The organism is Tessaracoccus luoxuelianae (genome assembly GCF_054483915.1).
The window spans coordinates 423,538-445,881 of record NZ_CM137013.1 but is presented as its reverse complement, the minus strand read 5'-3'; the positions used below and the strand labels follow the sequence as shown (position 1 = coordinate 445,881).

Below are 22,344 nucleotides of genomic sequence, written 5' to 3'. Positions count from 1 at the left end.
AACACCAACAGTCTACGGCGGACGCTGAAGGTCAGCCCGCAACCGGCACGTAACCACGGTTGTGCTCCAGTCTGCGGCAACCCGCGCACAGAGTCTTCAGCCAGCCCCGCCGCCTGCAAAGCACCGCGTCGGCCCCGCACACCTCGCAGGTCCGCAATGAACGTTCCTCCGCGTCGCGGAGCAACGCATCCAGTCGCCGATGCCTGGGAACTTCGAGCGGAAGGCCCTCGGCGTCGAAGTAGAACCGCAGGGAACCGAACTTCTCTTTCACTTGCTGAACCACGTACGTCGGCCAGATCGCGGCCATTGCCGCGTCCAAGTCCACGATCAGCGGGTACCAGCCTGCGTCACAGGAGATCCACCGGCCCCACCCGTCCGGGATCCGTCGCAACAGACCCTCCAACGCCTCGGCGTAAGCGCCCGCGTCCTCGGGGACGTGGAGTGCGTCCGTGAACCGCGCCGGGTCAAGCTCGATCTGGCCTGTCTGGGCCAGCGTCGCCCCCACATCCTCCTCGGTGAGGTCACCCTTCGCGGCCGCCTCTGCGAGGGCTCGGTACGAGGAGCCCAGCGCCTTCCAGCCGGCCCTCTCGGTCTCGGTCAGTTCGGGAGTGACGGCGTCGCCCATACTGACGATCATGCAGGGTGGGTCCGACAGTTCCGCACGAACGCGCTTGTCTGTCCCTCATGCCGGCGACTTGATCAGCCCAGACCCACGCGGAGTCGGTCTCGGGCGACGAGCGCTCCGGCGGCAGATCTGATGGCGTAGTCGGCACCAGATCCGCCGAACAACCCCAGAGTCGGGCCACACGGCAGGCCCTCCGCACCGGGGCGAGCGCACACGGTGCCCGACCTTGCGGAAGTTGGCGCGGGGTGACGCACCCACGAAAGTGCAATGCCCGAATCAGCCATATGAAACGCGCCTGACTAAGGGAAACGCACAGTGGAGCATAGGGGACTCGAACCCCTGTCTAAACGCTGCTGACTAGGAGCTTACCGAGGAGAAGGCAGCGCCGTGCTGCGAGTGTGCTACCAGCCAGACGATTCGCGGACTCCCGGCACCACACAACCGGCTCTGGCACTTCTCCTCCTCCACGCGCACAGCGTCCCGATCCGCTCTGTCCCGCGACCCGAACTGCTGCTGCTTGTAGCCCCTGACCACACCACCCTCGCGGGCTCGGTTAGCCTCAAGAACCGCCCGCGACAGCCGAGAGCCATGAGCCGGCTCTCGCGCTCATAATGCCGATGAGCGGGCACAACTCCCCCTTTCCACGTCACGAAGCCGAGTGCGAGATCAGGCTGTCTCCACGGTCTCCGACTCCTTGAGCCAGGAAAGCGCCGAGGAGACCGCTCGCTCATCGGTGTCGAGGAGGCGGAAGGCGGTGCCGATCAGTGAGTAGAACTGGTCGCCCCATGCAGTTCCGAGCTGTACGTTGCCGCCCCTGCTGAGCGAGAGGCTCGAGATGAGGTGCAGGCCGCGTAGGACGTTGAGGCACCGTTCCATCGCGTGGGCTTCAATCGACCACCCCTCGGAGCGCGCGACGCCGCTGGCCTGTTGATAAGCCTGATAAGCCTGCCGATAGAAGTCGAGGAGACCTATCTCCGTGGCCATGCTGCGGATGGACTTGCCTTGCGCGGAATGAACCGCCCGATCTATCTTCGAGACCGGCGGTTCAGGCCTCAACTACACCGTGGATTGTGATGAGCCACAAACCCCAATACTGGGGAGCGGCACTACATTGGGACAACAAGCGCCCCACCTCGAGGGTCTGTGCCCACGAAGCCGACGCCCGCAATGCGGTCACCCGGCCAGGGTCTTGAGGCCGCCGGCGCTCGCGACCACGAGTTCGTCCAGCTCGTCCAAATCGACCATCACCCCGCGTCCAACTCGGTACCGGATCAGGGAACCGTCGCTGAAGCGTCGGGTCAAGGTCTTGGGATGAACACGAATGTACTCAGCGGCTTCATTCAGGGAGGCCCACCGCCGCGCGCCCGCTCTCGGTGTGGGGGCTGAGGCGTTACGGGTGCTCATCAAGGATCCTCTCGCTCATACCCCTATGAACCCCCACGGCCGACACCCAGCGTGAGAGGGGACATCTGAACTGCGACGGTTCAGTCGCGACCGAAGCGCTGATAGGCAGCCTGACGGGTGGTGTCGAGCGCGGCCCCGATAACGGTCCAGGAGTCGCCGGCCTCGCGGGCCTCGTGTACTGCTTCTCGCAGTTCCTGTTCGGCCTCCGCCACCGCCTTCCGGGCAGCGAGAATCCGGCGGAAGTGCGCGGCGTCGCGGGCTGGGTTCGTACGGACGTCTAGCTGGTCCAGCCCGGTCGAGTCATTGTGTGTCTTGATGGTCATGGCGTTCACCTCACCTCAGGTAGTCGTAGAACTTCGGTCGTAGTCGATCAGCGTGGATGATCCGAGTCGGTTCATCTGCAGGCACAGCAACGAGTTCCAGCAAGCGTCCGTGCTGGTCAGCCCCGATCACCAACAGGCGTTCCTGACCGTTGTATTCATACTCGACGAGCCTTATGGCGTGGTGCCAAGCATGTTCGATCTCTGCATCCGTGATCCCGTGCTTGCGCGCCGAACCGCGGATCTCCATGTGTAAAGATTACCTTTACATCCTGCCCTCGTCAAGGGAGCCTTTACACGTAGAGAGGCGATCGGGGGCCTCATGCCACGACGACTGTGAGGCCCTTGAGGGCTTCATCCTGCTTGGGACCGACGCTCTCGACTCGTCGTGGAAAGACGCGGCTGTAGACCTCAAGCGCCATGCGGGAGTCGCTCCACCCCAGCAAGAGCATGACTTCCGCGATCGTGTACCCCTCGCTGAAGAGCCACGCGGCGTACGAAGCACGAAGGTCGTGCAACGTGATGTGGTCCTCCGTCGGCACCGGTAGACCCTTCCGCCACAATCGGCGGCGCTCCGCCTCCGGGGTCCGCAACCCCATATTTGCCAGCGCCCTATTGTGCCGGCGGTCTGCCTCGGCCGGCCCCATTGGCTTGCCATTCGCGACGGTGAATCCGAGCTGCTCAGGCGACCGGGGGTGCGCCTCGAGGTGATCCCGCAGAATCGTGACCAAGGTCGTCGACATCGGCAGCGAGCGGATGCCGGCCGACGTCTTTGGAACCTTCACACCCAGGCGGTAGGCAGTGCCGTCCTTGCCGTGCTCGATCGCCTGGCGCACGAGGATCCGCCGCCCCTCAAGGTCGAGGTCCATCCGACGCAGACCCCGGACTTCACCGGATCTCAACCCGCCCAGGGCCACCGTGGCCAACATCGCCACATGCTGGGGTTCGGCGGCCTGCAGATAGCGTCGGACGTCGTCCAGGTCGAACACGTGACGCTGCTCCATCGCCTTCGTCTGGCGCGGGATGCCCACGCCGGCGGCGGGGTTCTTGTCGATCCATCCCCAATGCGCCGCCTTAGCCAGCAACTCGCTGAACAAGGCCAACGTCGACCGATCACGGCGGCGCTCAGCACCCAGCGGGCCCTGGCGCCACTGCCACACCTCGTCGTGAGTGATGGTCGTCACATCCCGTTCAGTTCCCCAGTGGGGCACGATTCGAAGCCGCCAGTCCTGCTCGTAGGCGGTCCGGGTGGACAGAGCTAGCGGCCGCGCGCGCTGTGCCAGAGAACGCCGCGCGCGATCTGGGACGCCTCCATCGTGAAGATCATCCTCGGCGGCGCCTCGAACTCGAAAGACTTGCACGACCTCACCACCCTCATCGGAGAACGCGACGAAATCACCGACTCCACCACCATCGGCGATCACGGCTCCCGCTCCGCGCAGAGGTCGATCCGCCGGGTGCCCATCCTCCCACCCGACGCGATCAGGACACTCCCGTTCGGGACAGCCCTCGTCCTCCTGCGCGCCGCGCCGCCGATCGTCACCCGGATGCGGACCTGGATCACCCGCCCCGACGCCGCACGCCTGCGCGCCGACCGCGCCGAGGTCGAGAAGCTGCTGCAACAGAGCCCCTCCGGCTCATAGGGGCGCCGCGCGTACCTGCCTGGCAAGAGCGACCCCGGCACGCGGGGTCGCGAGACAGGTCAGGAGGACAGTCCGATGGCTATCCGCACGCAGCAGTCGATTTCAGGGTTCATCGCATCCGATCCGCAGTTGAAGATCGCCGACAGTGGCAAGGCCCGGTTCGGGCAGCGGCACTACCGGGCGACGGGGCCGGGTGAGTTCGAGGAGCTGGAGGCGACGTTCCACGATCTGGTGATCCATGGCAAGACCGCCGAGCGCGCCTACGAACGCTTCGCCAAGGGCGACAGCTTCGTCGCCGAAGGCTATCTCGACCGGGACGAGTACATCCGCGACGGGCAGACGATGACCGGGGAGAAGTTCGTCGCCAAGAAGATCTGCCACGACACCGCACGCTCCACCTACACCGTCGAACGCGCCCGCCGTGAACCACCCACACGCGCCCCGGAGTTCGAGCCGCCGTCCCGGCCTGCCACCAACCGCAGCCACGCGATCAGCCGGTGAATCAGGAGCACGATCATGATCGACACCCCTGACGAGTTCGACCCAGACCTCGACACTGATCTTGATACCGACGAGCCCGAACCCGAGGACGACGTGGACGGCGGGTCTGATGACGCCGGGGTGGCCGAGCCGCCACACCCGGTGAACTGGAATCTGCTGACCGCGCATGAGGCAGAGATCGAGTGGCTGGAGCTGAACCGGTGGGTACACTGGCTGCGCCACACCTACGGGCTGCCCGCCAGCGTGATCCCTCCGTTCTGGCACCATCACCCCGAACTCGTCTGGGAACTGTCCGCCCTGCATCTGCACTGGCTGTGCGCGTACGACCCCGAGCAGAACGGGTCCGCTACGCTTCTGGGCAACCACACAGCGGCGCGTCCCCCGGAGCGAGTTCCGGTTGGACCACCCCATCGGCCGGCCCGAGCACGGGGGCGCTGCCGGTGGAGGCGAGCCAAGCAAACTCGAGGGTTTCGGGCGTGGGCATCTCAGTCATGGCGGACTCCCAGGGGCGGAGGGTGAACAGTGCGCGGCACGCTAACAGCAAGGCGCCGACGGGCGTCAGGTGGTCGGCTTAGCGCGGGTACGCCTCCCCGGGCCGCAGCTCAGCCCAGTCGCTCGGTCGGGGACGCGTCCCAGACGTAGATGAGCGCGTCCCAGGCCTCCGCGGGGGTGACGCTCACCGTGTGCGACGGCGGCACCCACGCCTGCCACGAGGCGAACGGCTCGCCGGCGCTGACCATCGTCGTGGCGCCGCGCAACAACTCGGCGTCGGCCCCGGTGACCGAGGCCAGCTCCAGGTAGCCCACCGTCGTGCCTTCGAACAGCCCGCGGATGCGCCCGTTCACCGTCAGCGTCGACACCGTTCCCTGCGAGTTCAGCCCCACGCGATGCCCGTCGGTGCCGATCACCCGGTAGTCATCTCCCCACTGCCGCGCGGCCAGCCGCCCCACGGTGTCGCCCCCGACCGCGGTCGCCTGCCCCGCGCGGTCGAGGTGCCCGTTGTGGCCGAACAGCAGCGTGCGCTCGCGCCCGGACGCCGTCCCGCGCTCCACGAGCCAGGCCAGGTTGTCGAACATCATCGCGTCCCGGTTGCCGACACCGAGGCCTCGCTGCCGGGCTTGCTCCAGCACGCGCCCCGCCTGCCGCGCCTCGGCCGCTGCCTCGCTCCCGTCATCGGACGCCGTGAGCGCGGCCTGCAGGTCCGCCACGGCCGACTCGACGTCGGCGGCCACCGCCCTGTCCCACAGGGATTCATCGGTGAAGCGCGCCAGCCGCGCGGTCAGGTCGGCCGCAGCCGTGGGGTTCCGCGCGGCCAGCCAGGCGAGCGCAAGCCCCTTGGTGACGGTGGGACGCGCGGCGTCGATGCCCACGAAGCGGATGTCCTCGCCCGCCGGGTGTTGGTCATTGTGCGCGCGCACCCAGGTCAGCAAGTCGACCGTGTCCCGGGTCCGGTTCAGGCCGTAGCCGAACAGACGGGCGGCCTCCACGGCGGTGCCCGGTCCACCCTGCAGCCAGGCGTCAACCGAGGCGACGCTGCCGAAGTCTTCCTCCCAGGCGACGGTCGTGAAGCCCTGGTCCGCGACCTTCTGCAGCAATTGCAGGCGCAGCGCCTGAAACTCATGGGTGCCATGCGTGGCCTCCCCCAGTGCCAGCACCCGGGCGGAGGTCATCCGTTCCGAGAGAACCGCCTCGGTGAACTCACCAGCCACAGGTGAGCCCTGCGGGCGGGACTGCCACCACGACACCATCGCCGCGACGGCCGCCACGCTGACGATGATGGCGACGAACACCAGGCCGAGGGGCTTGCGCTTCTTCATGGACGTCTCCTTCTGGTCGGGGTTCGTCACAGGTCGTCGCGCAGCAGACGCAGCGTCCCGACGGTACCTGGGGCGAAGATCCACACCATCGCGGCGACGACCACGGCCAGCGGACCGACGACCGCCGCGTCCGGAAGAAGTTCGTGGAGCGGATCGACGGCCACGAAAGCCATGGCGCGCGCTGCGGTGTCGGAGATGCTGCCGACCAGCATGGCCACCGTGGGCCACACCAGCAGGAAGGCGATCGGGGCGGCCGCGTTGCGCAGCGCCAGGGCCCACGCGAAGCCCGCCAGGACCAGGAAGGCACCATTGCCGGCCACCACGGCGAGCGAGGCGACGTCAAACGTCCACGCCATGGACACACCGGTGATCAGCGGCGCCACCACCATCACGAGCGCCGCCGCCACGACAGCCAAGGTCGTCGCGACGACCCACAGCCCCAGGACGGTCAGACTCTTCGCCAACACCAGACGGCCACGGCGGGGATCGAGGGTCAACGTCACGGAGGCGGTGCGGGCCGAGAACTCACCGGCCACGAGCAGCACCGCGAGCACCATCGAGATCATGGACGCCGGCACCACAGCCATCGACGCCAGTTTGCCGAAGTCGGTTCCTGTGGTGGGGAACAGGGCACGTCCCCCGGCAAAGGCGCCCGACAGGAGAGCTGCCGCAGCGATCAGCACGGGTCCGATGCGGGTGTTGACCAGCTTGCGGGTCTCGACGGCCACGGCGCGGGCCAGTGCCCGACCGGAGGTCTCGTTCGAGGCGACGCGCGCAGCGCGCACCGGAGCGGCGGCAGGAGCGGGGACGGAAGCGGTGTGGACGGTCATCTCGGGGTCCTTTCGAGCGTGGTGGTCAGGCGGCGCGGTCAGCGCCAGAGGTGAGGGTGAAGTACTGCTCTTCGAGCTCGGCGCTGGACGCGGCGGTGATGGGCTCGTCGGCGAGCACCCGACCGCGGGCCACCATCACAACGCGGTCGGCCAGGCGGCTGACCTCGTGCAGATCGTGGCTGCTGAGCAGGACCGCGCACCCACGCTCGGCGCGTGAACGGAGCAGACCCGCAAGCCAGCGCTGACCCTGCGGGTCGAGGCCGTTGGCCGGCTCGTCGAGCACGAGCGCGGCAGGGTCGCCGAGCAGGGCGTGGGCCAGGCCGAGACGCTGCCGCATGCCCAGGGAGTAGGTGCCGACGCGACGGCGTCCCTCGGCAGCGGTCAGGCCAACCTCGTCCAGCGCGTCGTCGACGCGGCTCGCGGGCAGGCCCAGCGTGATGGACGCCAACCGCAGGGTTTCGCGTCCGGTGCGGCCGGGGTGGAAGGAGTCGGCCGAGAGCAGGGCACCCACGACATGGGCGGGGTCGGCGAGGGTGGCGTAGGCCATCCCGTTCACGGTGGCCTCCCCGGAGTCGGGGCGGACGAGACCAACCAGGGAACGCAGGCAGGTCGACTTGCCGGCCCCGTTGGGGCCGAGGAACCCGACGATTGTGCCGGGAGCGACAGAGAACGTGACGTCATCGAGCGCCACGGTGGCGCCGAAACGCTTGGTGAGGTGGGTCAGGTTGATCATGGGTTCAGTTCAGCCCAGCCATCCGGGGTGCCGCATCGGGTGATCAGCCACCGTGACGGGTCGCTTCGGCGCTGGGGAAGGTCCGATCGGACCCCCCTCCGCGGGCCGCTCGGCCGACGCCCCTCGAAGGCACCAGCGTTAGGTTGGGACCGTGACCGCGCCACCCCTCGCCCCTGCCCCGCCCCGATTCGTGGTGTGGACCGTGGCGGTGCTCGCGTTCCTCTACTACCTGACGCCGGTCGCCGCCCGCCTCGCCGCTGGACGCCCACTCCCATGGTCGCTCGTCCTCCTGCTGGTCCTCCCGGCCATCGCAGCCCTTGTCGCGCTGCCTTGGCGCGAGCGAGCTCCGATCGCGATCGCACTCGTCATCGCCGCCTTGTGGGTGCCGAGCCCTGGGGTGCTCGGGGCAGCGATCGTGGCGCAGGAGTCGGTGGCCCGACGCCGGAGCCTCACCAGCGCCCTGACGACGGGTGCCGTCCTCATCGCCGCCAAGGTGCTCGAGCTATTCGCGTCGGCCTCGGGTGCTGCTGCGACGGCGCTCAGCTTCGAACTGGCGTTGGCCATCGCTGGCGTGGTGATCGCGACCCTCATCGGATTGTTGGCGTCCAGCCGCGCTCAGGCCCAGCACGACCGCGAATCGGCGGAGCAGGCACGACGCGAGGCCGAGGCGTCCCGCATCAACGAGGCGCGTATGGCCGAACGCGAGCGCATCGCTCGCGAGATGCACGACGTCGTGGCGCACCGCCTGTCGCTGGTCGCCCTGCATGCCGGCGGCCTGGCCTATCGAACGAATCTCACTGCGGATGAAGCCCAGGCAGCGGCCAGGATGATTCAGCTCAATGCGCAGGCGTCACTCGACGAGCTTCGCACGATGCTTGCCACGCTGCGAGGAGCTGAGGCACCGCCCGAGCCTCCCCAGCCGACGCTCGCCGAGCTGGACGTCCTGCTGGCCGACGCCGAAGACATCGGCCAGCGCGTCACCGTGACCCACATCGGCGACCTTGAGGCGGTGGCCACCCACGCGTCTCGGCAGGCATTCCGGATCGTCCAGGAGTGCCTCACCAACGCCCGCAAGCACGCCCCCGGAGCGCCGGTGCACCTCAGCCTCACCGCACGCGACGAAGTCTTGCACCTGCGGGTATCGAACCCGCTCGCTGACCTGGCGATCCCCGACGCGAGCGGGTCACGGCTCGGTCTGGTGGGCATCGCCGAACGCGTCGGGCTGGTGGGCGGAACGCTCACCCACGGCGTCCGGGATGGACAATTCGTGGTGGACGCCGCCCTCCCGTGGGGCGCGCCGGCGAAGGAGGGCGCATGATCCGGCTCGGAATCGTTGATGACGACGCCATGGTGCGGACCGGCCTGGCTTTCATCCTGGGCGGTGAGGCTGACATCGAGGTGGCCTGGCAGGCCGCCAACGGGATCGAGGCGCTGGAGCACCTGGCGGCGCAGGGTGCCGACCTGTTGTTGCTCGACATCCGCATGCCGGGCATGGATGGTCTCGCGACCCTGGACGCCCTTGCCGGGCGGGACGATCGGCCTCGCGTCATCGTGCTGACCACGTTCAACACCGACGACTACGTGGTGCGGGCGCTGCGGCAAGGCGCCGACGGGTTCTTGTTGAAGGACACCGATCCGGCCCGGGTGGTCGACGCGATCCGTCGAGTTCACGCCGGGGAGCGGACGCTGTCACCGGAGGTCACCGACACGCTCATCCAGGTCGCCACCGAGCGTCCGGCCGCCGAAGCACCGGCGAACGCGGCGCTGGAGCAACTCACCCAACGCGAGCGCGAGATCGCCGTCCTCATGGCCGAGGGCTTGACCAACGCCCAGATCGGCTCGCGGCTGAACGTGTCCATGGCGTCGGTCAAGGCGCACCTGTCCCACATCTTCACCAAGCTCGGCGTCGACAACCGAGTCTCCGCGGCGATGATGGTGCGCGAGGTCCGCACGTAGGTTGGTTTCCTGCCCGACCGCTGGTGATCCTGCTCCACGGCACCCGTTCCAGCTCTCGCGCGGCCAACAGCATCCGCGGGCCGCGCCCTCGTGTACCGAAGCCGACCCTGCACCTTCGCACTGTGGGCGGCAGATGTGCGCGTTCTTCCTCCGCCACGGTGGTGGGTGAGGCCGTTCAGGTGCGGTGTGCCGACGGTGAGGCCCGTGAGCGCTTGCGCGAATGGGTCGCGACGGCCAGCACCCGCTTGGACCGCGACCGTCCCACGAGGCAGACCGCCTGGCCCGGTGAGGACCCTGCGCCGCCGGTCGAGGATGTCGTGATCGAGCATCGGGAGAAGGAGTTCGTGCAGTTCGTTCTCGACGACGTGGCCCGCCGCCAAGAGAAGGAGGACGCCTTCTATGCCGACTTCGACACCGGGGAGGTGCGCGACTGATGGGCTCCAGCTATGTGCGCAAGACCGATCGGCGACGCTACGAGGACCGGAAGTTCTCCATCCGCGCCGCGCACCGTGACCCGGTGGACCTGCACAAGCTCGCCGAGGTGCTGATCCGGCTCACCTTGCAGGAGACCGGGCAGACGCGCGCGATCCGCCGCAACCAGGAACCACCCGAGACCTACCGGGTTCGCCCGGCCGGCGCCCACACGGACCCGATCCCTGTGCCGGTGTCGGAGGGCCAGGTAGAATAGATGTACGCCTCGCGCGAAGCGTGGGGTGTTGTGGTCCTCAACCCCGCCACTCGTGACGGGCATATCTCACGTGGATGCCCCGGCGTCCTAGTCCTCCGGCCTTCGGGCTTCTTCTCACGATCGACACCTCGATCCCTCTTCTGGGCGCTTCGCGCGAGGGCCAGACGAGTCCGAGCGAGAGAAGAAGCCATGAGCACCACAGCCATCGAGCACGCCGACACGGCGCACCCCGAACCCGCCCGCACCGACCCGGTGCGGAGTCTCATCGACCCACCCAAGGGCACCGCCCTGGCGGTTTCCTACCTGCGTGTGTCCACCAGGGAGCAAGCCGAGAAGGGCGGCACCGAGGAAGGGTTCTCCATCCCCGCGCAGCGAGAGGCGAACCGCCGCAAGGCCGAGCAACTCGGCGCGGTCGTCGTGGAGGAGTTCACCTCGTGCTTTCATGACGGTGGGTGGACTGTAGTGGCCTGAGATAGCGAAAGTGCCCCTGACTTGGGATGATGTGTTTTGCGAAGCACAATCATTCAACAAACGAGGAGCACCTTCGAGGTGAAGAGTACCGGCTCATATCCCAGGGTTCATGTCGATACGGCCAAGGTGACCGCGGTCGGGCAGGCGGGCGGGATCCTGCTGACCGAAACCATCCGCGCGGCCGGCCTGGACCGGGCCCTGTCGGAGGCGCTGTCGCGGTGGCGGAAACCGTTGGCGATCCACGACCCGGGCAAGATCATCTGTGATCTGGCGGTGTCGCTGGTGCTCGGCGGTGAAGCGTTGAGTGACCTCGCTACCCTCCGTGCTGAACCAGGGGTCTACGGCCCGGTGGCGTCGGATCCGACTGTGTCGCGCCTGATCGCGACCCTGGCCGAGGACGCAGACAAGGCCATCAAGGCGATCGCCGGAGCCAGGCAGCAGGCCCGCGCCACGGTCTGGGCCCTGGCCGGTGAGCATGCCCCCGACCACGAGTCGACTGCCGAGGATCCGGTGGTGATCGATCTCGACGCGTCGCTGATCACCGCCCACTCGGAGAAGCAGCGCGCGGCTGCGACGTTCAAACGAGGCTTCGGGTTCCACCCGCTGATGGCGTTCGCCGACCACGGACCTGAGGGCACCGGTGAAGCCCTGGAGGTCCACCTACGCCCCGGGAACGCCGGCTCGAACACCGCCGCCGATCACATCACCGTCACCAAACAAGCTCTCGCGCAGCTCCCCGACCGGAACCCGCGGCCCGGACGCCGCGTGCTGATCCGCGCGGACGGGGCCGGCGGCACGAAGGAGTTCACCAAATGGCTGACCGGGCGCAGGGTGGCGTACTCGGTCGGTTTCACCCTCCCCATGGACACCCCCGACCTCTACCACCTGGTCCCGGAGTGGGTTTGGGTGCCGGCCCTCAACAGCGATGGCGAGGCTCGCGAGGGGGCCGATCTTGCTGACTTCACCGGACTGCTGGATCTCGACGGCTGGCCTGCCGGGATGCGGGTGATCGTCCGCCGCGAACGGCCCCACCCCGGCGCTCAGCTGCGGTTCGACGACGTCGACGGCTACCGACTCACCGCCTTCGCCACCAACACCACCCTCGGCACCCTCCAGCAGCTGGAGCTCAGGCATCGTCGACGCGCCCGCTGCGAAGACCGGATCCGGATCGCGAAAGACACCGGCCTGGCCAACCTCCCGTTGCACGGGTTCGACCAGAATCGGATCTGGTGCCAGATCGTCGCCCTGGCCTCCGAGTTGCAGGCCTGGAGCGCGATGCTGGCGCTGGCCGGGCATGAAGCCCGACGCTGGGAACCGAAACGGCTGCGCTACCGGCTCTACACCATCCCCGCGACCCTGGCCAGAAGAGCCCGCCGCACCGTCGTCCACTTCAGCGACCGATCCCGCTGGGCCGAGCTGATCATCGACAGCATCAGCCGACTCCGAAGACTCCCGGCACCCGCCACCTGACCCTACGTCCTCCACATGTCCCTCTGAATCTTGCAGCTCTCGGCCTGGAAACCCGCACCGCAGCGTCACGCGGGGTCTTGTCGCACCCACCTGCAAGAATCAGAACAACCTCGACGCCACCAGCGCCGACCAGCCCCACACAGGGCCGTCATGAAATATCGAGGTTCACCGACGCAGGCACATCGGCGAAGTCCGCCGACCGTCCCGAGCTGATGCGGATGATCCGCTACGTCAAACAGCACAAGGTCGCGTACTGCATCGTCCACAAGGTCGACCGGCTCGCCCGCAACCGCGCCGACGACGTGACTATCCACCTCGCTCTGCAGCAGGCCGGGGTGCTGCTGGTCTCGGCGACGGAGAACATCGATGAGACCCCCTCGGGGATGCTGCTGCACGGCATCATGTCCACCATCGCGGAGTTCTACTCCCGCAACCTCGCCACCGAGGTCGTCAAAGGCATGTCGCAGAAAGCCGCGAACGGCGGCACCCTCGGCAAAGCACCCATCGGGTACCTCAACGTCCGTGTCCGCGATGAGCTCGGCCGCGAGGTCCGCACCGTCCAGCTCGACCCCGAACGTGCCCCGCTGGTCGAATGGGCGTTCAAGGCCTACTCCTCTGGAGACTGGACCGTCAGTCAACTCCACGAAGAACTCACCGCCCGCGGCCTGGTCAGCGTGCCCACGCCGAAGCGACCCGCCAATCCGCTTGCCGTCTCCTCGGTGCACCGGCTGCTGACCAACCCCTACTACAAGGGAGACGTCACCTACCGGGGCGTCAACTACAAGGGAGCCCACTCACCGCTCGTGCCGGCCGAGGTCTGGTACCAGGTGCAGTCGGTGCTCACCTCCCACAAGAGCGCCGCCGAGGCCACGCAGATTCACGACCACTACCTCAAAGGCAGCATCTACTGCGGCGCCTGTGGCTCCCGCCTGATGGTCTCCAACTCCAAGAACCGGCACGGATTCGTCTACCCCTACTTCGTCTGCTCCGGCCGGCACTCCAAGCGCACCGACTGCACCCGCAGCGCCATCCTCATCGAAGACGTCGAGCATCTGATCGAGGACTACTACGCCCGCATCCAGATCACCCCCGCCCGTCGCGAAGCCCTCGCCGGAATGCTGCATCACGAGTTCGACCGGCTCATGTCCGCCGAGACCGACGAACTCGCCCAGCTCACCGCGAACCGTGATCGGCTGGAGAACGAACAGACCCGTCTCATCCAAGCCCACTACGCCGACGCGATCCCGCTGTCCCTGCTGAAACGAGAACAAGACCGCATCCTCACCGAACTGGACCACATCACGCGCCGCATCGACGCGCACCACGGCGAGTACACCGAAGCCCGCGCCCACCTAGACGACGCGCTGAACCTGTTGGAGAACTGCGTAGACATCTACAAGCGGTGCGACGACGCCAACCGGCGCCTGTGCAACCAAGCCTTCTTCACAAAGATCTATGTGGACGAGGACGATGACCTCCACGTCGAGTACGCCCGCCCCTACGAGATGCTCCTCGACCCTGAAATCAACGACAACGCCCTCACCTGGGCCGCGAACGCCGACAAGGCCCGAACCCAGCCCAATGATTCTTCGGGCAAGGGTTCGAGCCTTGTGCGCGGGGTGGAGCATAGGGGACTCGAACCCCTAACTTCCACCTTGCAAAGGTGGCACTCTACCAATTGAGTTAATGCCCCGAATCGACGGCAAGTATAGGGCAGCACGCGCCCCGGGGCATCTCGCTCCGGGGGGCTCCTCTAGGGTCGGAACGTGAGCATGTCCGAACGCTTCTACTCCGCTCTCCTCCACCGCGACCTCGACGCCGAGCGCGCCCTCCCCGGAGGCGCGGGAGAGCACGTCGCGGGCAACGGGCTGCGGCAGGTGGTGGCGAGCGCCCTGCAGTCCTCCGGCGATCAGATCGTCAAGCCGTCGACGGTGCTGCCGTGGCTGCTGAATGCACTCGGCGCGCCCACCGCGCTGATCGGCCTCCTGGTGCCCATCCGCGAATCCGGCTCCATGCTCCCCCAGGCGTTCCTGACGCCCCTGGTGATGCGGGTCCGGCACCGGAAGTGGGTGCTGGTGGTCGGCTCCTTGATCCAGGCGGTGGCCGTGGCGGCCATGGCGCTCACCGGCGCCGTCGGCTCCGGGCTGGCGGCTGGGCTCGCCATCATCGCCGCCCTCACGGTGTTCTCGCTCGGCCGCTGCCTGACGTCGATCGCGTCCAAGGATGTGCAGGGGCGCACCATCCCGAAGGGCGAGCGGGGGCAGATCAACGGTCTGGGCACCACGGCCGCGGGCATCGTCGCCATCACCCTGGGTCTTGCCATCCGGATCTTCGCCGGCGACGACTTGTCCGCAGGCCAGTTGGCGTGGATGCTGGCCGCGGCCGCGGCGCTCTGGCTGGCCACCGCCGTCGTCCAGGCGGGATTCCGCGAGCCCGACGACGGCGCGCCCGAAGCCGCGGCCGACGGCTCCCCCACCGGTGTCCTCGAACTGCTTCGCACGGACCGCGAGTTCCGCAGTTTCGTCACCACCCGCAGCTTCCTCCTGGTCTCCGCCCTCAGCCCGCCGTTCGTCGTGACCCTGTCCGCGACGGAGGGCACGGACACGCTGACCGGCCTGGGTGGTTTCGTGCTCGCCTCGGGGGTGGCGTCGCTGATCGGCGGCCGCATCTTCGGTCGGCTGGCCGACCGCTCCAGCAGAACCCTGATGTCGTTCGCGGGTGCCGCGGCGTCTGTGGTGGTTCTCGTGCTGGTTGCGGTGGTGTCGCTGCCGGGCTTCGACGGCGGGTCGACGTGGGGCACCGTCGTCCTGGTGACGGGCTACTTCCTGCTCACCCTCCTCCACACGGGGGTGCGGGTGGGGCGGAAGACCTACGTCGTCGACATGGCAGAGGGCGACATGCGGACCGTCTACGTCGCGGTGTCCAACACGGCGATGGGCGTGATCCTGCTCATCGTCGGCGGGATCAGCACGCTGCTGGCGCTGGCCGGGGTGGTGTGGGCGCTGCTGTTCCTGGCGGGCCTGGGCATCCTGGGCGCGTGGTGGGGGTGGCGGCTGCCTGAAGTGTCGCGGGGGCGGTAAGCCCTCCGCCCTCGGCTGCACGGTTCGCGCAACCAGGATGCACGTTCGTGCACAGCTTGGTCTAGACTTGCCGGTGACGGTGTACGACGAGTCCAAGGAGGGGCGAGTGGTCAACCGCACCAGCGACTCACTGCTCACGGTGGCGCGCATGTACTACGTCCAATCCGAGACGATGGACGCCATCGCGCACCACCTCGGGGTCTCCAGATCGACGGTGTCGCGGCTTCTCAAGGAGGCCCGGGATCGCGGCCTGGTGCGCGTTTCCATCGTGGATCCCGACCGTCCGCTCAACCGGATGGCCGAACTCTTCGAGAAGTACTTCCACGTCACCGCACACCTCGTCCACGTCCGCCCCGGGGCCAGCAGCATCTTCCGGTTGGACCAGGTGGGGCGGATGGCCGCCGGCCTCCTCAGCAACGCGGTGCAGGACGGCGACATCGTCGGCATCGCGTGGGGCACCACCGTCTCCGCCATCGCCACCCACCTGCACCCCCGCGACCTGACGGGCGTCACCGTCATCGGGCTCAACGGCGGCGCCAACCACCAGACCACGGGCCTGCCGTACGTGGGCAGCATCCTGCACAAGTTCGCCCAGGCCTTCGGCGGCCAGGAGCAGCTGCTGGCCCTGCCCGCCTTCTTCGATGACCCCGCCACCAAGGAAGCGATGTGGCGCGAGCAGAGCACCCGCCACATCCTGGCCGTGCGCGCCAACTGCCGGGTGGCGCTGTTCGGCGTCGGCGGCCTCCACTCGGAGCTGCAGAGCCACGTGTACTCGTCGAACTACCTGAGCGAAACGGACCTGCGCCACCTCCGCGAGCAGAACGTGGTGGGCGACGTGTGCACCGTCATGCTGCGCGAGGACGGCTCCTACCGCGACCTTGAGATCAACAGACGCGCCACCGGCATGACACCGGCCGAGCTGCAGACGGTGCCCCGCCGGATCTGCGTGGTGAGCGGGTTGTCGAAGGCGGCGCCCGTGCTGGGCGCGCTCCGCGCCGGGGTGGCCACGGACCTGGTGATCGACGCCGAGACCGCCCGCGCGGTCCTCAACAGGATGAAGCCCGGCATCCGCGTGGTGTGACGGCCCGTCGGGACGCCGAAACGCTGCTCCACTCCCGGCAGACAGCCCCCCGCGGGTTCACTTAGGCTGGCCCCCATGTCTGAATTCATCGTCACCGAGGTGCAGGACGGGATCGCCCGCATCACCCTCAACCGGCCCCGCGCGATCAACGCCCTCACCGAGGACATGTTCACCGCGATGTATGCCGCGCTCACCGCCTGGCACGACGACGATGCGGTCACAGCGGTGGAGCTCGCGGGCAATGGCGAGCGCGGGTTCTGCGCCGGCGCGGACGTGCGGGCACTGGTCCAGCTGGTCCGCGACGGCGGCCCGTTCCTGCAGTACCTGGAGACCGAGTATGCGCTGGACATGATGCTGGCCAACTACCCCAAGCCCGTCACGTCCTTCCTGCGCGGCGTCTCGATGGGCGGCGGGCTGGGCATCGGCGCGCACGTGGACCGTCGGATCGTCTACGCGGACACCGTGATGGCCATGCCGGAGACGAAGATCGGCTTCGTGCCGGATGCCGGCGTGCTGTACGAGCTGTCGCGGGCGGGCGCCGTCGGCAAGCACGTGGCGCTGACCTCCGCCACGTTCACCGGCGGTGACGCGCTCCTGATGGGGCTGGCAGACGAGTCGGCCGACGGCGACCTCCCGGCTCCCCTCTTCGCCGAGTCCGCCGCCTGGATCCACGAGTGCTACGCCTCCGAGGATGTGCTCGAGATCATCGGGGAGTTGGAGAACCACCCGGCGGACGAGGCCCGCGCGGCGGGACGCGAGCTGCGCGCCCGCAGCCCGTTCGCGGTGCACGTCACGGCGCGCGCCATCGTGCGCGCCCGCTCGCTCAGGCTCAGCGAGGTGCTGGCGCAGGACCTGAGGCTCGCGGAGACGGTGATCCCCTCAGGGGACTTCGTCGAGGGGGTGCGGGCGCTCCTGGTGGACAAGGACAACGCCCCGCATTGGCGGCACGCCTCCCTGGAGGAGGTTCCCCTGGACGAGGTGGCGCGGGCGTTCGAGTACTGACGACCCTAGCGGCCGGTGCCGGGGGGCTTGAAGGCCATCGCGACGTTGACCAGCACGATGCCCACCCACACCATGAGCAGCGCCGCGATTCCGAACTGCAGGACGATCGCCGTCAGCGGGATCGCCATCACGAGCGACACGATCGCGAGGGCGAGGCGGCCTCCCTGGCCCTGGCGCTCCGCCGCCGACTGCGCCTTGGTGGCGGCGAGCTCGGCCTCGTATCGACGGCGGACGGTGGCCTCCACCTTCGCCGCCAATGAATCCACAAGCGCCGGTTCGATCTCCGTGCCCATCTCGCGGCGCACCTCGAGGGCGGCGTGCAGCTCGTCCCGGGACAGCTCCTCACTCATGCTGCGAAGGCTACTCCTGACAGCACCCGAACGGCACCGTATGCCCCTGGGGGTATACTCGACGCGGCCGCCTCATCTCCGTCAGGAGCACACTACGATGGTGGCGGCTGACCGCCCCCGCGAAGGAGAAGCATGCCCACCGTGCACGACGTCATCATCATCGGCTCCGGCCCCGCCGGCTACACCGCGGCCATCTACGCCGCCCGCGCCAACCTCAAGCCGGTGATCTTCGAGGGATCGTTCGAGGGGGGCGGCGCCCTCATGAACACCACCGAGGTGGAGAACTTCCCCGGCTTCGCCGAGGGCATCATGGGCCCGGACCTCATGGACCAGATGCGCAGGCAGGCCGAGCGCTTCGGCGCCATCCTCATCACCGACGACGCCACCGCAGTGGACCTCACCGGCGAGATCAAGATCGTCAAGGACTCCGAGGACACCGAGTACCACGCCAAGTCCGTCATCCTCGCGATGGGATCGGGCTACCGCAAGCTCGGCCTCCCCGACGAGGAGCGCCTGTCCGGCCGCGGCGTGTCCTGGTGCGCCACCTGCGACGGCGCCTTCTTCCGCGACAAGCCCATCGCCGTGATCGGCGGCGGTGACTCCGCCGTCGAGGAGGCCACGTTCCTCAGCCGCTTCGGCTCCAAGGTGGTCATCGTCCACCGTCGCGACGAACTGCGCGCCTCCAAGATCATGGTGGATCGCGCCATGCGTGACCCCAAGATCGAGTTCGCCTGGAACTCGGTGGTCGAGACCATCAACGGCACGAAGTCCGTCGAATCCATCACCCTCAAGGACACCCACACGGGCGAGCTGCGGGACCTCGACGTCCAGGGCGTGTTCATCGCCATCGGCCACGACCCCCGCTCGGCCCTCGTCAAGGACCAGGTGCACACCGATGCCGAGGGCTACGTACTGGTGGACGGACGCACCACCGCCACCAACGTTGCAGGCGTCTTCGCCTGCGGCGACCTCGTGGACCACACCTACCGGCAGGCCATCACCGCGGCGGGGACCGGCTGCGCGGCGGCACTCGACGCCGAGAAGTACCTGCAGGCGCTCGAGGACTGATCCCGGTCCCGCGGGGCCGGGCGCATAGACTCTGTTGACCTATCCCATTCTTGAGAGGCAGCACCATGGCAGTCACCGACGTGACGGAGAAGACCTTCGTCGACGAGGTCCTCATGGCAGACACGCTCGTCGTGGTGGACTACTGGGCGGACTGGTGCGCGCCGTGCAGGCAGATCGCACCCATCGTCGAGGAGCTCTCGAAGGAGTACGGCAACGTGAAGTTCGTGAAAGTGGACACCAACACCAACCCGGGCCTCGCCGCCGAGCAGGGCGTCCTCAGCCTCCCCACACTGCAATTCTTCCAGGGCGGACGGGTTGCCAAGTCGTTGACGGGCGGTAAAACCAAGGGCGCCCTGAAGAAGGCCATCGACGAGTTGCTCTGATGAGCAGCAGCCCAACCCCGACGCGCGCCGCCTGGACGGCGGTGTCCGACGACACCCCGCAGTCGGCCGCCCCCTGGTGGGGGCGGCTGTTGGGGCCGGCCATCGCCGCCGCCCTGGTGATAGCCGGTGGACTCATCGGCGCGGGCCTGGGCGGGGCCACCGGGAGCTCCGAGTCTCCCACCCCCACCCCGTCGCCAAAGCTCAGCATGGACCCGCCCGTCCAGGTGGGAGATCTCGTCCGCGGGGACGTGACCGAGAGCAACGGCCCGGCGCCGGAGAATCAGCGCATCGTCCGGGCGGACTACTCCGACGGCGTCAACAAGGTGATCTTCGTGATGACCTGGCCCGAAGAGGATGCGGCCACCTACGTGGCGGACGCCGGCGTCGAGGATGCCGCTGACGTGGGGGGCGGCGGCACGCTGTGCGGGCTGTCTGTGGACACGTCGCTGCCCGCATGTGGGCGGGTGAAGGAGGAGACAGGCCTCCTCCTGCTCGCGGTGACCGAGCACGCCACGCAGGACCTGGCGGTGCTCCTGACCGAGTTCGAGACAGCGGTCACCCCTTAGTGTCCCGCGGTCAGCCTGGCAGGACCGGATAGGGTGGGCGCAGGCTCAACGCGAGTCGCCCACGGCGGCCGCGTCCCGAACGCAAGGTAAGACAACGTGAGCGAGCACTCGAGGCACGACACCCGGCTGGACCGGTTCGTCGACAGCTACTCCCAGCGCACCAACGGCATGCGGGTCTCCGCCGTCAGGGCACTGTTCGCCGTGGCCAACCGCCCGGAGATCGTCTCGCTCGCCGGGGGCATGCCCAACATCAAGGACCTGCCGCTCGCAGACATCGCCGCGTCGATGGCGCACATGATCAGCACCAACGGCACCCAGGTGATGCAGTACGGCTCCGGCCAGGGCGAGCCCGTGCTCCGCGAGCAGATCCTCGACGTCATGGCGCTCGAGGGCATCACCGCGCACGCCGACGACGTGGTCATCACCGCCGGCTCACAACAGGGCCTTGACCTCGTCACGCGCATCTTCTGCGATCCAGGCGACGTGGTGCTGGCGGAGTCGCCGTCGTACGTGGGCGCGCTGGGCACCTTCCTCAGCTACCAGACCGAGGTGGTGCACGTCTCCTCAGATGACGACGGACTGGACCCGGCGGCGCTCCGGGAGACGGCGGCTCGGCTGAAGAAGGCGGGGAAGCGGATCAAGTTCCTCTACACCATCCCCAACTTCAACAACCCGTCGGGCAAGACCCAGCCCTGGCAGCGTCGCCTCGAGATCCTGTCCGTGTGCGCGGAGGCGGGCATCCTCGTCGTCGAGGACAACCCCTACGGGCTGCTCAACCTGGACGCCGAGCCGCTGCCCGCGATGCGCTCGGTGGACGCCGACGTGATCTACCTGGGCTCGTTCTCCAAGACGTTCGCCCCCGGGTTCCGTGTCGGATGGGTGCTGGCGCCGCACGCCGTCCGCGAGAAGTTGGTGCTGGCCCAGGAGTCGGCCACGCTCTGCCCGCCTGTGTTCAGCCAGTTCGCCATCTCCACCTACCTGTCCACCCAGGACTGGAAGGGGCAGGTGGGGATCTACCGCAATATGTATCGCGAGCGCCGCGACGCCATGCTCCACAGCCTCGCCGAGGAGATGCCCGACGGCGCCACCTGGACGCGCCCGGCCGGCGGGTTCTTCGTGTGGGTCACTCTCCCCGAAGGCCTGGACTCGCAGGCCATGCTGCCCCGCGGGGTCAACGCGCGCGTCGCGTTCGTGCCCGGCAGCGCGTTCTACGCCGACGGCCAGGGCGCGCGCAACGTGCGGTTGTCGTTCTGCTTCCCGCCGCCGGACCGGATCAAGACCGGTGTGCAGCGCTTCGCCGACGTCGTGCGGCGCGAGCTCGAAGTGATGACCACCTTCGGGATCGAGGCCTCCCCCATTGACCGGCGCCGCCCTTCCGGGCCCGGCCCAGACCTCAGCTGACAAGGAGTTATCCATGACGATCATCGTGATTGCCGGTGGGTTGAGCCACGAGCGCGACGTGTCGCTGCGGTCCGGCCGACGGGTCGCCCAGGCCCTGCGCGACGTGGGCCGCGAGGTGATCGAGGCCGACGTCAACGCAGACCTCATCCCGCTGGTGCGACGCACCCCGGACGCCGTCGTCGTCCCGATGCTGCACGGCGGCCTCGGCGAGGACGGGGCGCTGCGCGAGGTGTTCGAAGTGCTGAACGTCCCCTTCGTCGGACCGGCCGGTGCGTCGTCGAGGCTCACGTTCGACAAGTCCATCGCCACCTCCGTGGTGCGCGGCGCGGGGCTGGCCGCCCCGAAGCAGATCGCACTCCCCCACGACATCTTCCGCGAGCTCGGCGCCCCCGCGCTCATGGAGGGCATCGGGGCGCAGCTCGGCTACCCGCTGATGGTCAAGCCGTCGAGGAGCGGATCCGCGCTCGGCGTGACGAAGGTCGACGATGCGTCGGGTCTCCCGGCCGCCCTGGTCGCGGCCTACGCCTACGGTGCGGTGGCCGTCATCGAGTCGTTCCTGACGGGCACCGAGATCGCCGTGACCGTGCTCGACGAGGGTGACGGCCCCGTCGCCATGCCTGCCGTCGAGATCAGGCCCCAGTCCGGGGTCTACGACTACGAATCCCGCTACACCGCCGGCGCCACCCGCTTCGTCACCCCCGCCGAACTGGACGACGACGTGCTCGCGGCGGCCGGTGAGCTCGCGGTCTCCGTCCATCGGGCACTCGGGCTCAGGCACCTGTCGCGGGTGGACATGATCGTCGAGCGGTCCGGGAGGCCCGTCTTCTTCGAGGGCAACGTCGCGCCAGGCATGACGGAGACGTCGCTGGCACCCCTGGCGTTCGAGGCCGCCGGCCGGGAATTGGGCGAGGTGTTCGCCACACTGGTGGACCTCGCCCGCGGCTGAGTGGCGGTA

At 68.3% G+C, this 22,344-nt stretch carries 25 protein-coding genes, 1 tRNA gene and 1 pseudogene; 16 read left to right on the top strand and 11 right to left on the bottom strand.

Annotated features, from left to right (window positions below):
• Window positions 1-31: 31 nt before the first annotated feature.
• The 6 genes from ACX1D1_RS01775 to ACX1D1_RS01750 form a co-directional block, all read right to left on the bottom strand.
• Window positions 32-625, bottom strand: coding sequence for a hypothetical protein (locus ACX1D1_RS01775; RefSeq protein ID WP_459055667.1), 594 nt, complete (start codon window positions 623-625; stop codon window positions 32-34).
• A 666-nt stretch (window positions 626-1,291) separates the two neighbouring features.
• The gene (locus tag ACX1D1_RS01770; RefSeq protein WP_182800328.1) at window positions 1,292-1,609 is read right to left on the bottom strand and encodes a hypothetical protein; all 318 of its coding nucleotides are present in this window, start codon (window positions 1,607-1,609) and stop codon (window positions 1,292-1,294) included.
• A 189-nt stretch (window positions 1,610-1,798) separates the two neighbouring features.
• Window positions 1,799-2,029, bottom strand: a complete 231-nt coding sequence (locus ACX1D1_RS01765) for a helix-turn-helix domain-containing protein (protein ID WP_459055666.1) — start codon at window positions 2,027-2,029, stop codon at window positions 1,799-1,801.
• Window positions 2,030-2,109: 80 nt separating this feature from the next.
• A complete protein-coding gene (locus ACX1D1_RS01760; protein WP_182781068.1) occupies window positions 2,110-2,352 on the bottom strand; it encodes a hypothetical protein in 243 nt (80 codons plus the stop codon).
• A 10-nt stretch (window positions 2,353-2,362) separates the two neighbouring features.
• Window positions 2,363-2,599, bottom strand: a complete 237-nt coding sequence (locus ACX1D1_RS01755; protein WP_182781069.1) for a BrnT family toxin — start codon at window positions 2,597-2,599, stop codon at window positions 2,363-2,365.
• Between the two features lie 70 nt (window positions 2,600-2,669).
• Window positions 2,670-3,533 carry a tyrosine-type recombinase/integrase gene (locus ACX1D1_RS01750; protein ID WP_459055665.1) on the bottom strand — a complete coding sequence of 288 codons (864 nt, stop codon included), beginning with the start codon at window positions 3,531-3,533 and terminating at the stop codon, window positions 2,670-2,672.
• Window positions 3,534-3,665: 132 nt separating this feature from the next.
• On the opposite strand from ACX1D1_RS01750, the gene ACX1D1_RS01745 reads away from it, so the two are divergent.
• Window positions 3,666-3,992 (top strand): type IV secretory system conjugative DNA transfer family protein, encoded by a 327-nt coding sequence (locus ACX1D1_RS01745; protein ID WP_459055664.1) that lies wholly within the window; start codon window positions 3,666-3,668, stop codon window positions 3,990-3,992.
• Between the two features lie 75 nt (window positions 3,993-4,067).
• Window positions 4,068-4,493 carry a single-stranded DNA-binding protein gene (locus ACX1D1_RS01740; protein WP_459055663.1) on the top strand — a complete coding sequence of 142 codons (426 nt, stop codon included), beginning with the start codon at window positions 4,068-4,070 and terminating at the stop codon, window positions 4,491-4,493.
• A 602-nt stretch (window positions 4,494-5,095) separates the two neighbouring features.
• Here ACX1D1_RS01740 and ACX1D1_RS01735 read toward each other — a convergent pair.
• Genes ACX1D1_RS01735 through ACX1D1_RS01725 form a run of 3 tightly spaced genes read right to left on the bottom strand, consistent with a single transcriptional unit; the run spans window position 5,096 to window position 7,873 of the window.
• Entirely contained in the window at window positions 5,096-6,310 is a 1,215-nt protein-coding gene (locus ACX1D1_RS01735) for an erythromycin esterase family protein (protein ID WP_182800324.1), read from the bottom strand.
• 26 nt (window positions 6,311-6,336) lie between these two features.
• A complete protein-coding gene (locus ACX1D1_RS01730; RefSeq protein ID WP_182800323.1) occupies window positions 6,337-7,140 on the bottom strand; it encodes a hypothetical protein in 804 nt (267 codons plus the stop codon).
• 25 nt (window positions 7,141-7,165) lie between these two features.
• Window positions 7,166-7,873: an ABC transporter ATP-binding protein gene (locus ACX1D1_RS01725; RefSeq protein WP_131170189.1), complete on the bottom strand. Its 708-nt coding sequence runs from the start codon at window positions 7,871-7,873 to the stop codon at window positions 7,166-7,168.
• A gap of 151 nt (window positions 7,874-8,024) precedes the next feature.
• On the opposite strand from ACX1D1_RS01725, the gene ACX1D1_RS01720 reads away from it, so the two are divergent.
• From ACX1D1_RS01720 to ACX1D1_RS01695, 6 genes and pseudogenes are all read left to right on the top strand, one after another.
• Entirely contained in the window at window positions 8,025-9,191 is a 1,167-nt protein-coding gene (locus tag ACX1D1_RS01720; protein WP_182800322.1) for a sensor histidine kinase, read from the top strand.
• The gene (locus tag ACX1D1_RS01715; protein ID WP_182800321.1) at window positions 9,188-9,829 is read left to right on the top strand and encodes a response regulator; all 642 of its coding nucleotides are present in this window, start codon (window positions 9,188-9,190) and stop codon (window positions 9,827-9,829) included. Before ACX1D1_RS01720 ends, ACX1D1_RS01715 begins: the two co-directional genes overlap by 4 nt.
• Before the next feature lie 433 nt (window positions 9,830-10,262).
• Entirely contained in the window at window positions 10,263-10,517 is a 255-nt protein-coding gene (locus ACX1D1_RS01710; protein ID WP_459055662.1) for a hypothetical protein, read from the top strand.
• Window positions 10,518-10,706: 189 nt separating this feature from the next.
• Window positions 10,707-10,988 carry a hypothetical protein gene (locus ACX1D1_RS01705; protein ID WP_459055661.1) on the top strand — a complete coding sequence of 94 codons (282 nt, stop codon included), beginning with the start codon at window positions 10,707-10,709 and terminating at the stop codon, window positions 10,986-10,988.
• 78 nt (window positions 10,989-11,066) lie between these two features.
• The gene (locus ACX1D1_RS01700) at window positions 11,067-12,458 is read left to right on the top strand and encodes an IS1380 family transposase (RefSeq protein ID WP_459055660.1); all 1,392 of its coding nucleotides are present in this window, start codon (window positions 11,067-11,069) and stop codon (window positions 12,456-12,458) included.
• A gap of 212 nt (window positions 12,459-12,670) precedes the next feature.
• Window positions 12,671-13,465, top strand: a pseudogene (locus tag ACX1D1_RS01695) (recombinase family protein); the annotation flags it as partial.
• 613 nt (window positions 13,466-14,078) lie between these two features.
• Here ACX1D1_RS01695 and ACX1D1_RS01690 read toward each other — a convergent pair.
• Window positions 14,079-14,151, bottom strand: a tRNA-Ala gene (locus ACX1D1_RS01690).
• A gap of 79 nt (window positions 14,152-14,230) precedes the next feature.
• Here ACX1D1_RS01690 and ACX1D1_RS01685 point away from each other — a divergent pair.
• The 3 genes from ACX1D1_RS01685 (at window position 14,231) to ACX1D1_RS01675 (ending at window position 17,621) form a co-directional block, all read left to right on the top strand.
• The gene (locus tag ACX1D1_RS01685) at window positions 14,231-15,538 is read left to right on the top strand and encodes an MFS transporter (protein WP_459056611.1); all 1,308 of its coding nucleotides are present in this window, start codon (window positions 14,231-14,233) and stop codon (window positions 15,536-15,538) included.
• A gap of 73 nt (window positions 15,539-15,611) precedes the next feature.
• The gene (locus ACX1D1_RS01680; RefSeq protein ID WP_459055659.1) at window positions 15,612-16,619 is read left to right on the top strand and encodes a sugar-binding transcriptional regulator; all 1,008 of its coding nucleotides are present in this window, start codon (window positions 15,612-15,614) and stop codon (window positions 16,617-16,619) included.
• 75 nt (window positions 16,620-16,694) lie between these two features.
• Complete coding sequence (locus tag ACX1D1_RS01675; protein ID WP_459055658.1) at window positions 16,695-17,621, top strand: enoyl-CoA hydratase/isomerase family protein; 927 nt, start codon at window positions 16,695-16,697, stop codon at window positions 17,619-17,621.
• 5 nt (window positions 17,622-17,626) lie between these two features.
• Here the strand turns inward: ACX1D1_RS01675 and ACX1D1_RS01670 are convergent, their stop codons facing one another.
• Window positions 17,627-17,971 (bottom strand): hypothetical protein, encoded by a 345-nt coding sequence (locus tag ACX1D1_RS01670; RefSeq protein WP_182781108.1) that lies wholly within the window; start codon window positions 17,969-17,971, stop codon window positions 17,627-17,629.
• A gap of 132 nt (window positions 17,972-18,103) precedes the next feature.
• Between ACX1D1_RS01670 and trxB the strand changes: the two genes are divergently transcribed.
• From trxB to ACX1D1_RS01645, 5 genes are all read left to right on the top strand, one after another.
• Window positions 18,104-19,039, top strand: coding sequence for a thioredoxin-disulfide reductase (gene trxB / locus ACX1D1_RS01665; RefSeq protein WP_182781109.1), 936 nt, complete (start codon window positions 18,104-18,106; stop codon window positions 19,037-19,039).
• Between the two features lie 65 nt (window positions 19,040-19,104).
• Window positions 19,105-19,422 (top strand): thioredoxin, encoded by a 318-nt coding sequence (gene trxA / locus ACX1D1_RS01660; RefSeq protein WP_182781110.1) that lies wholly within the window; start codon window positions 19,105-19,107, stop codon window positions 19,420-19,422.
• Entirely contained in the window at window positions 19,422-19,988 is a 567-nt protein-coding gene (locus tag ACX1D1_RS01655) for a hypothetical protein (RefSeq protein WP_459055657.1), read from the top strand. The genes trxA and ACX1D1_RS01655 overlap by 1 nt, the downstream gene beginning before the upstream one ends.
• 96 nt (window positions 19,989-20,084) lie before the next feature.
• Window positions 20,085-21,389, top strand: a complete 1,305-nt coding sequence (locus ACX1D1_RS01650) for an aminotransferase-like domain-containing protein (RefSeq protein ID WP_370585652.1) — start codon at window positions 20,085-20,087, stop codon at window positions 21,387-21,389.
• A 13-nt stretch (window positions 21,390-21,402) separates the two neighbouring features.
• Window positions 21,403-22,335 carry a D-alanine--D-alanine ligase family protein gene (locus ACX1D1_RS01645; protein ID WP_459055656.1) on the top strand — a complete coding sequence of 311 codons (933 nt, stop codon included), beginning with the start codon at window positions 21,403-21,405 and terminating at the stop codon, window positions 22,333-22,335.
• Window positions 22,336-22,344 lie beyond the last annotated feature (9 nt).

Bases quoted from the DNA above. Each gene is read 5' to 3' on its own strand.
- ACX1D1_RS01685 (WP_459056611.1), top strand. From the start codon at position 14,231: ATGTCCGAACGCTTCTACTCCGCTCTCCTCCACCGCGACCTCGACGCC.
- ACX1D1_RS01725 (WP_131170189.1), bottom strand. From the start codon at position 7,873: ATGATCAACCTGACCCACCTCACCAAGCGTTTCGGCGCCACCGTGGCG.
- ACX1D1_RS01760 (WP_182781068.1), bottom strand. From the start codon at position 2,352: ATGACCATCAAGACACACAATGACTCGACCGGGCTGGACCAGCTAGAC.
- ACX1D1_RS01710 (WP_459055662.1), top strand. From the start codon at position 10,263: ATGGGCTCCAGCTATGTGCGCAAGACCGATCGGCGACGCTACGAGGAC.
- ACX1D1_RS01655 (WP_459055657.1), top strand. From the start codon at position 19,422: ATGAGCAGCAGCCCAACCCCGACGCGCGCCGCCTGGACGGCGGTGTCC.
- ACX1D1_RS01670 (WP_182781108.1), bottom strand. From the start codon at position 17,971: ATGAGTGAGGAGCTGTCCCGGGACGAGCTGCACGCCGCCCTCGAGGTG.
- trxB (WP_182781109.1), top strand. From the start codon at position 18,104: ATGCCCACCGTGCACGACGTCATCATCATCGGCTCCGGCCCCGCCGGC.
- ACX1D1_RS01755 (WP_182781069.1), bottom strand. From the start codon at position 2,599: ATGGAGATCCGCGGTTCGGCGCGCAAGCACGGGATCACGGATGCAGAG.
- ACX1D1_RS01645 (WP_459055656.1), top strand. From the start codon at position 21,403: ATGACGATCATCGTGATTGCCGGTGGGTTGAGCCACGAGCGCGACGTG.
- ACX1D1_RS01740 (WP_459055663.1), top strand. From the start codon at position 4,068: ATGGCTATCCGCACGCAGCAGTCGATTTCAGGGTTCATCGCATCCGAT.
- trxA (WP_182781110.1), top strand. From the start codon at position 19,105: ATGGCAGTCACCGACGTGACGGAGAAGACCTTCGTCGACGAGGTCCTC.
- ACX1D1_RS01765 (WP_459055666.1), bottom strand. From the start codon at position 2,029: ATGAGCACCCGTAACGCCTCAGCCCCCACACCGAGAGCGGGCGCGCGG.
- ACX1D1_RS01770 (WP_182800328.1), bottom strand. From the start codon at position 1,609: ATGGCCACGGAGATAGGTCTCCTCGACTTCTATCGGCAGGCTTATCAG.
- ACX1D1_RS01715 (WP_182800321.1), top strand. From the start codon at position 9,188: ATGATCCGGCTCGGAATCGTTGATGACGACGCCATGGTGCGGACCGGC.
- ACX1D1_RS01730 (WP_182800323.1), bottom strand. From the start codon at position 7,140: ATGACCGTCCACACCGCTTCCGTCCCCGCTCCTGCCGCCGCTCCGGTG.
- ACX1D1_RS01675 (WP_459055658.1), top strand. From the start codon at position 16,695: ATGTCTGAATTCATCGTCACCGAGGTGCAGGACGGGATCGCCCGCATC.
- ACX1D1_RS01775 (WP_459055667.1), bottom strand. From the start codon at position 625: ATGGGCGACGCCGTCACTCCCGAACTGACCGAGACCGAGAGGGCCGGC.
- ACX1D1_RS01735 (WP_182800324.1), bottom strand. From the start codon at position 6,310: ATGAAGAAGCGCAAGCCCCTCGGCCTGGTGTTCGTCGCCATCATCGTC.
- ACX1D1_RS01705 (WP_459055661.1), top strand. From the start codon at position 10,707: ATGAGCACCACAGCCATCGAGCACGCCGACACGGCGCACCCCGAACCC.